The sequence below is a fragment of the Sphingomonas sp. genome (genome assembly GCF_048595155.1).
Taxonomy (GTDB): domain Bacteria; phylum Pseudomonadota; class Alphaproteobacteria; order Sphingomonadales; family Sphingomonadaceae; genus Sphingomonas_I.
The window spans coordinates 25,668-32,315 of the sequence record NZ_JBMDXN010000104.1 but is presented as its reverse complement, the minus strand read 5'-3'; the positions used below and the strand labels follow the sequence as shown (position 1 = coordinate 32,315).

Here is a 6,648-nt window from a genome sequence, read left to right as displayed (position 1 = left end):
ACGCGCGATGAGGTCCGGGGCTGCCGGATCGCCGATCCGAACATCCTCCATCCGCTCCTGAAACGGCCCCACTTTGGTAAATCGGTAGGAGGCGGGAACATGCGCGGCGCGTAGATTATTGTCGACGAACCGCGTGGCCAGCTGAAACCGCGCGAACCACAAGGCGGCGATGCCGATCACCAGCAGCATCAACAGGACCAGCAACGTGGCCGTTACGGGGCGCTGTCGTGCGTGCCCGATCAATCTGGGGAAGGAAGCCACGCCCCATTAGGCCGATAAATGGCGAAGGTAAAAGTTCGGAGCCGGCAGCCGGCGCAATCGTTACACGTCCGAAGGAGGGCTGCGATGCTCGAACATGTTCCATTCTGGCTCGGCGCGTTGATGCACAATATGCGCGCCGGTCACGCGAAGTTGACCATCGTCAATCCCGATCTCGACGTCGGCTCGTCCAGCCTTGAGCTGTCGAGCCCAGCCTTCGCCAACGGCGCACGGCTGCCCGAACGCTTCACGGCCGACGGGGAAGGTGTCTCGCCGCCGCTGGTCTGGCGTGATCCACCGGAAGGCGCCACCAGCCTGGCGCTGATTGTCGAGGATCCGGACGCTCCCGCGCCCTATCCGCTGGTCCATGCCGTGGTGTGGAATATCCCCACGGGCGAGAACCGGCTGGCCGAAGGGGCGATCGTCCGCGACGGAACAGGCGCCGCGGACGGGCGCGATGTCGGCCGCAACAGCTATCTCGGCGAAGGGTGGCTGCCACCCGATCCACCGACCGGCCATGGCAATCACGATTATGTCTTCCAGCTCTTCGCACTGCGCGACACGCCGGCGCTGGGGGCCAATCCCGGGCGGGACGCGCTGGTGAAAGCGCTCAAGGACAATATAGTCGCGGCGGGTCTGCTGGTCGGGACCTATTCTCGCGGCGAGGCTGCGACCACAGACGGCGCCGCGTCCGGCCTGGCAACCGCCTAGCCAGACGGAAGGTTCAGCGGTCGCGCCACGCGAAGGACAGCGGTGCCTCCCGGAAGGCGAAGCGATCGAGGTGACGGGCGACGACATCCTTCAGCCCGTCGCGCTGCTCCGGTGAGGTCGCATCGATGCGAACCTCCAGCACGGTGTCCCGCGCGTCGAACGTGACGCGCGCGTCGCCCGGATGATCGGCGCCGCGCACGTCCTTGGGAAAGACGATCGTGCCATGTTCCGGGGTGAATTCAACAGCCAGATTGTGCGTCCAATGTTTGCACAATTGCTGGAGATAGCGGCTGCCATGCTCGGTCGGAACGGTGGATTGGGTCGTGAAAAGCTCGGTCATGTCAGCCGCCTTTCGAGGATAAAATTCGCGCCCGGCAGCGGCGGGCGTGATGCCCAGCCGCTGCCGCAACGCCGATAGACGCGTCACTTTTCGAGCCGCTCGATCTTACGTGCCGCCTCGTCGAGGATGGCCGCAACGTCGTGGACCAGATCCTCGCGTCCGCGGCCGGCCCCCAGCGTATCGCGCAGCGCCATGCTGAGCCCCATCATCGCGCGCTTGATCGGCGCCGCGCCGGTGCGGCCCTCCTCCTGGCCCATGCGGGACAGGCGTTCGAGCAAGGCATCAACCTCCTCGCGTTTTTCGGCGAGGTGGTCTCGCCCGGCGTCGGTGATGACAAAGCGCTTGCGGGCGCCTTCTTCCTTCACCTCGTCGATATGACCCATTTCGTCGAGCATGGTGAGCGTCGGGTAAACGACGCCCGGGCTGGGCGCGTAGCTCCCGCCGGTGCGCTCCTCAATCTCCCGGATGAGATCATAGCCGTGGCGGGGCTGAGCTTCGAGCAGCGAGAGAAGCACCAGGCGCAGCTCGCCGCCGTCGAACACGCGGCGGCGTCCGCCGCCCCGTTCATGATGACCCCAGCCGCGGCCACGATGTTCGCGTCCGCCGGGGCCGAAGCCGCCGCCAAGCCAATGGCCGTAACCATGTCCAAATCGCATTTTCATAAACTCCTGTATCATCGAATCGTATCTAAGATATATCGTAAAATATTTCAAGAGGACTTCCGATGGCGTGGCGATGGCTATGCGCGTTCCTTATATTGGCGGCATGGCCGACCTCTTTGCCGCTGCTTCGCCTTTTGATGTTCCGGTGGAACCTGCCGCCACCGCGCCGCTGGCGGACCGTATCCGCCCCCGCGCGCTCGGCGAGGTGATCGGGCAGGAGCATTTGACCGGTCACGAAGGTGCGATCGGGCGCATGGTGACGGCCGGACGATTGTCGTCGATGATCCTGTGGGGGCCGCCGGGAACGGGTAAGACCAGTACGGCGAGGCTGCTTGCGGACGCGGTCGGCTTACGGTTCGTCGGCATCTCTGCCGTATTTTCTGGCGTCGCGGAGCTGAAGAAGACTTTCGCGGAGGCGCGCGAATATGCGCGGGCGGGGCAGCGAACGTTGCTGTTTGTTGATGAGATTCACCGCTTCAATCGCGCGCAGCAGGATGGCTTCCTACCTTATGTCGAGGATGGCACCGTTGTGCTGGTGGGCGCGACGACCGAAAATCCGTCGTTCGAGCTGAACGCCGCGTTGCTGTCGCGAGCCCAGGTGTTGATCCTCAACCGGCTGGATGCGGCTGCCTTGGAAAAATTGCTCGCCCGCGCCGAGGCGGTGGAGGGCAGGGAATTGCCGCTCAACGCCGACGCGCGCGCGGCGCTGATCGCGAGCGCGGATGGGGACGGGCGCTTTCTGCTTAATCAGGCAGAGACGCTTTTTTCGATCGATTTGCCTACACCGCTCGACCCTGCGGGACTTGCCGCGCTGCTGCATAGGCGCGTGGCGGTCTATGACAAGGACCGCGAGGGGCATTACAACCTCATTTCCGCCTTGCACAAAGCCGTGCGCGGCTCCGATCCGCAGGCGGCACTTTATTATCTCGCGCGGATGTTGGTGGCGGGAGAGGAGCCGCTTTACCTGCTGCGGCGGATGGTGCGGATGGCGAGCGAGGATATCGGGCTGGCAGACCCCCAGGCGCTGGTGCAATGCTTGGCGGCGAAGGACAGTTACGACTTCCTCGGTTCTCCCGAGGGCGAACTCGCGATCGCGAACGCGCTGATCTACCTGGCGACCGCACCCAAGTCCAACGCCGGCTATATGGCCTATAAGGCGGCGACACGTTCGGCCAAGGAAACGGGCTCGCTGATGCCGCCCAAGAATATCCTCAACGCGCCGACAAAATTGATGAAGACGATCGGCTATGGCAAGGGCTATGCCTACGATCATGATCGAGACGAGGCCTTTTCGGGCGACAATTACTGGCCTGAAGAGATGAATCGCCAGACTTTCTACACGCCAACGCCGCGTGGCTTCGAAGCCAAGATTTCCGAACGTCTGGCTTATTGGCAGAAGCTGCGCGAGGAACGGCAGGGGTGAGCCTGAGCTGGGAGTCGGTCGTCGCGCACGCCCTGTCGCTGCCCGACACTATTCTCACGACCTATTATGGCGGGCCTGCGGTAAAGGCCAATGATCGGCCGATCCTGTCCCGCAGTGATGATCCCGGCAGCTTCTGCCTGCATCTGGATCGCGACAAGATCGAACTGCTAAAGCAGATCGACCCCGACACCTTTTGGCAGACGCCGCATTATGCGGGCTACACCGCGCTGCTCGTCCGCTACAATTCGGCCAATCCGCAACTTGTACTGGATCAGATCGAAGCGTCGCGCGATTGGACGGTGACGCGGCCGAAGCCAAAGCCACGAAGAAGCTAAATTCAGCCCGAGTTCAACGCGGCGTTATCAGGAAGACATCATGTATCGTTTCGCCATTGCTGCGGCGTTGATCGCCGCGCCAGCTTCCGCTGCCACCGGCGGCCTTGCCCAGGTTCAGGCGCATCTGCGTGCGGTAACCACCATGACCGCGGACTTTGCGCAAACGGATCGCACCGGCCGGACGGTAACCGGGACGGTCACGTTGAAGCAGCCGGGCAAGATCCGCTTCCAATATCAAAAGGGCGTGCCGCTGCTGATCGTCAGTGACGGCAAGGCCTTCACCTTTATCGATTACAAGGTGAGCCAGGTTTCGCGCTGGAAGGTGGGTGATTCGCCGCTCGCCCTGTTGCTCGATCCATCCAAGGACATCGCCCGCTATGCGCATCTTGTTCCCGGCGCGCCGGACGGGCGGATCGTGATCGAAGGCAAGGATCCTAAACATCCCGAATTCGGCACGATCACGATCGGCTTCGCAGCGAAGCGTGGTGCTCCCGGCGGGCTGATGCTCGCCGGTTGGCAGGTGCTCGATGCACAAGGGAATCGCACCACGACCGTCTTGTCGAATCAGCAGTTCGGCGGCCCGGTTAGCGATAAAACGTTCCTCTGGAGCGACCCTCGACCAAAAAACAGGGGTCACTGACCTTCCATTCAGTTTCGCGACAGGAAGACTGGCCTAGAAGGGCTGTGCGGTTGCGATGCCGTATCCGGGATTCCCCCCTGTTGCCCGGACGATGTTCGCACCCCACCTGCGTGACGAACGCCAGGTCGGCCCTCGCTCCAGCCCCCGGAGCGGGGGCCCTTCATTTTATTAATTCGTCTTAGACCGGGGACTGCCAAGGGACGGCGTCCAGACGGTTGCTTCTCTTTTGAACAGTTCTCAGCGCGCCGGCCCTTCGCGATCCACGAGACTACCGCGATAGCTCAGCAGGCTGGCAATTGCGGCGACAAGCGTCACGGCGCAGGCGATCGTCTGTCCAGTCCAGGTTCCCGCCCGATGCATCGCGACCGCGGCAGCCGCGACGCTGGCAATCGATGCGATTACCAGAGCGAGCCGCCAGAGCCGGACAGATCGTGCTTCAAAGCGTGAAAGACCGCTGACCCACCAGACCATCGGCGCCATCAAGATCCAGTAAAGGGGATTAGCGCGCGACTGATAATGTGTGCCTGCGACTGCAATGGAGATTAGGGAGACTGTCGCCGTGAGACACGCCAGCGCAGCAAGTACTGCCGCGGCGTTGGATCGACGGTCTTGTCTCAATTGCTGCCAGTAGGCATTGTCACGCTGCCTCATTCCCGGCCCCTCGTCTCTTCGCTTATCCACACGACCAAGTCCCGTGCCTGGCCATAGGCTTCGTTTAGAACTCCCGAGTACGCGCTCGCGAACATTCCCAGCGCGCCTGCCGCACCGTCGAGCAATTTTTGCCTTACCACGCGGTTGATTACCGCACCGGAGACCCGTTTCGCACCATGGAGGTCGAGCAACGTGGTAAGACGACGCCGCATCGGCCGACTAATTGTCTCGCTGCGCGCGGCCTGCCGGAAAGAAAAACCGGCCTCGCGTAGCACTGCATTTGTTGTCTTCAACTCCACCAGCGCGCCACCCGCTCCTAATAATCCTACCCCGTCGGCCGCGAGCATCGTCCAATAGTAGATGGGGCTGTTGTCCCATCGCTGGTTTATGTCGACCCGGCCGCGCTCTACGTTTGCCGTCCTGACCACCGAAACCATGCATTGGCCGGTCGAGGCAATCGCGCCGCCGTACATTAGGACTGCGCCTATGCCGCTGACGCCGCCAGTTACGAGCGATAACGAACTGAGCCCCGCGACGCCAATCCAAGCGAGTACCGCTCCACCACAATTCAGCCCAAGGTTCGCCCACTCGGTAGCGGGCGAACTAGCGGAAGTGCGCTGTGCTTGAGTCGGGCGCGGGCGCGGGTGGGGGGCAGAGCGGGTGAGTGGGCCGCCATTTGCCCGGTCCACACAGGTTGCGGGGGCTGTTCAATAAAGGGGATTCCGCGTGGGCGCTCACGTAATTCGAATATTACGGTCGCTTCCCCCGGATCGGGCATGCGCAAGCGGTGCAAGCGGTCCCACTCGATGAGCACAACTCCTAGGCCGCGTGTTTCCGGCACGGCGTCCACCACGCGGACCAGCGCTCGCCTGAAATCACCAGCTGCGTAGGCCGCAGCATCAGGGAGAAACGGAAAAGGCGCGCTGCTCATCGCGAGGTGCTCCGCTGTCAAACCGGAGGTGGCCGATATCAGCCGTCTATCTTCCAGAAAGTTGATAACCAATCGCGCCGGTTAGCGTTCCCGCGCTAAGGTCGATTGGGCCTGTGACATCAGGAGCTATACAGGCGCACGGCGCTTCGGCAAGGTGCCACATCGCAGGGAGCAAAACGCATTGAGTGAGGCTCAGCACGCGTGTCGGTGCCCCTGACCCGGCTCTACACCCGCGTACCGTCATGCATTTCGTTTGGTCGCGGAGGGCTTGGCTGGGGGCTGCACGGCCAAGTCCATCATGGCGTTCACGGTCGAGCCGATTGTCGCCATCATCGTCGTCAGGGCATCGACAACCTGGTGCGAAGCGAACGGGGGCGCCAACCACGAATAGGGGCCGGGAAACCAATAGCCCGGCTCCAGGCCAACGAACAGGAAAGGCACGTTCGGCTGCTGCGGCGTCACGTCCGCGAACAGCGCGCGACCGAGATCGACCACGACGCATGCCGTGATCGTCTTCCATTCCTCCGCATCAAGCTCTGCAAAGGCAGCGATTGGATCGCCCGTCGGCGTGAAGACCGGCACACCGTAAAATTGCAGAGACCGCTTGATATATGCCGCGCTGAAGCTGCCTGGCGGCGCCAGCAGCAACACACGCCCCGCGCGCAGGCCGGCCGGACCATCCATCATCGACATTCCC

At 62.8% G+C, this 6,648-nt stretch carries 10 protein-coding genes; 4 read left to right on the top strand and 6 right to left on the bottom strand.

What is annotated here, in order from left to right; translation table 11 throughout:
* A partial coding sequence (locus tag ACOJSI_RS16375) for a hypothetical protein (protein ID WP_420139372.1) occupies window positions 1-261 on the bottom strand: 261 nt, incomplete at its 3' end.
* A gap of 84 nt (window positions 262-345) precedes the next feature.
* Here ACOJSI_RS16375 and ACOJSI_RS16370 point away from each other — a divergent pair.
* Complete coding sequence (locus tag ACOJSI_RS16370; protein ID WP_420139371.1) at window positions 346-969, top strand: YbhB/YbcL family Raf kinase inhibitor-like protein; 624 nt, start codon at window positions 346-348, stop codon at window positions 967-969.
* Between the two features lie 13 nt (window positions 970-982).
* Here the strand turns inward: ACOJSI_RS16370 and ACOJSI_RS16365 are convergent, their stop codons facing one another.
* Both ACOJSI_RS16365 and ACOJSI_RS16360 read right to left on the bottom strand, forming a co-directional pair.
* Window positions 983-1,309, bottom strand: a complete 327-nt coding sequence (locus ACOJSI_RS16365; protein ID WP_420139370.1) for a DUF2218 domain-containing protein — start codon at window positions 1,307-1,309, stop codon at window positions 983-985.
* An 83-nt stretch (window positions 1,310-1,392) separates the two neighbouring features.
* Window positions 1,393-1,971 (bottom strand): PadR family transcriptional regulator, encoded by a 579-nt coding sequence (locus tag ACOJSI_RS16360; RefSeq protein WP_420139369.1) that lies wholly within the window; start codon window positions 1,969-1,971, stop codon window positions 1,393-1,395.
* A 103-nt stretch (window positions 1,972-2,074) separates the two neighbouring features.
* On the opposite strand from ACOJSI_RS16360, the gene ACOJSI_RS16355 reads away from it, so the two are divergent.
* From ACOJSI_RS16355 to ACOJSI_RS16345, 3 genes are read left to right on the top strand one after another with little or no spacing between them, the layout of a single operon-like run.
* Complete coding sequence (locus tag ACOJSI_RS16355) at window positions 2,075-3,394, top strand: replication-associated recombination protein A (protein ID WP_420139375.1); 1,320 nt, start codon at window positions 2,075-2,077, stop codon at window positions 3,392-3,394.
* On the top strand, window positions 3,391-3,729 hold the full coding sequence (locus ACOJSI_RS16350; protein ID WP_420139368.1) for a hypothetical protein: 339 nt from the start codon (window positions 3,391-3,393) through the stop codon (window positions 3,727-3,729). Before ACOJSI_RS16355 ends, ACOJSI_RS16350 begins: the two co-directional genes overlap by 4 nt.
* 40 nt (window positions 3,730-3,769) lie before the next feature.
* Window positions 3,770-4,369, top strand: coding sequence for a LolA family protein (locus tag ACOJSI_RS16345; RefSeq protein WP_420139367.1), 600 nt, complete (start codon window positions 3,770-3,772; stop codon window positions 4,367-4,369).
* 237 nt (window positions 4,370-4,606) lie between these two features.
* On the opposite strand, the gene ACOJSI_RS16340 is transcribed toward ACOJSI_RS16345, so the two are convergent.
* The 3 genes from ACOJSI_RS16340 to ACOJSI_RS16330 form a co-directional block, all read right to left on the bottom strand.
* Window positions 4,607-4,849: a hypothetical protein gene (locus ACOJSI_RS16340; protein WP_420139366.1), complete on the bottom strand. Its 243-nt coding sequence runs from the start codon at window positions 4,847-4,849 to the stop codon at window positions 4,607-4,609.
* Window positions 4,850-5,016: 167 nt separating this feature from the next.
* The gene (locus tag ACOJSI_RS16335; protein WP_420139365.1) at window positions 5,017-5,493 is read right to left on the bottom strand and encodes a hypothetical protein; all 477 of its coding nucleotides are present in this window, start codon (window positions 5,491-5,493) and stop codon (window positions 5,017-5,019) included.
* A 698-nt stretch (window positions 5,494-6,191) separates the two neighbouring features.
* On the bottom strand, window positions 6,192-6,638 hold the full coding sequence (locus ACOJSI_RS16330) for a hypothetical protein (protein WP_420139364.1): 447 nt from the start codon (window positions 6,636-6,638) through the stop codon (window positions 6,192-6,194).
* Between the last annotated feature and the right edge of the window lie 10 nt (window positions 6,639-6,648).

Excerpts from the sequence above, each read along its gene's own strand:
- ACOJSI_RS16340 (WP_420139366.1), bottom strand. The coding sequence starts at position 4,849 with ATGGCGCCGATGGTCTGGTGGGTCAGCGGTCTTTCACGCTTTGAAGCA.
- ACOJSI_RS16355 (WP_420139375.1), top strand. The coding sequence starts at position 2,075 with ATGGCCGACCTCTTTGCCGCTGCTTCGCCTTTTGATGTTCCGGTGGAA.
- ACOJSI_RS16370 (WP_420139371.1), top strand. The coding sequence starts at position 346 with ATGCTCGAACATGTTCCATTCTGGCTCGGCGCGTTGATGCACAATATG.
- ACOJSI_RS16330 (WP_420139364.1), bottom strand. The coding sequence starts at position 6,638 with ATGATGGATGGTCCGGCCGGCCTGCGCGCGGGGCGTGTGTTGCTGCTG.
- ACOJSI_RS16335 (WP_420139365.1), bottom strand. The coding sequence starts at position 5,493 with ATGTACGGCGGCGCGATTGCCTCGACCGGCCAATGCATGGTTTCGGTG.
- ACOJSI_RS16365 (WP_420139370.1), bottom strand. The coding sequence starts at position 1,309 with ATGACCGAGCTTTTCACGACCCAATCCACCGTTCCGACCGAGCATGGC.
- ACOJSI_RS16345 (WP_420139367.1), top strand. The coding sequence starts at position 3,770 with ATGTATCGTTTCGCCATTGCTGCGGCGTTGATCGCCGCGCCAGCTTCC.
- ACOJSI_RS16360 (WP_420139369.1), bottom strand. The coding sequence starts at position 1,971 with ATGAAAATGCGATTTGGACATGGTTACGGCCATTGGCTTGGCGGCGGC.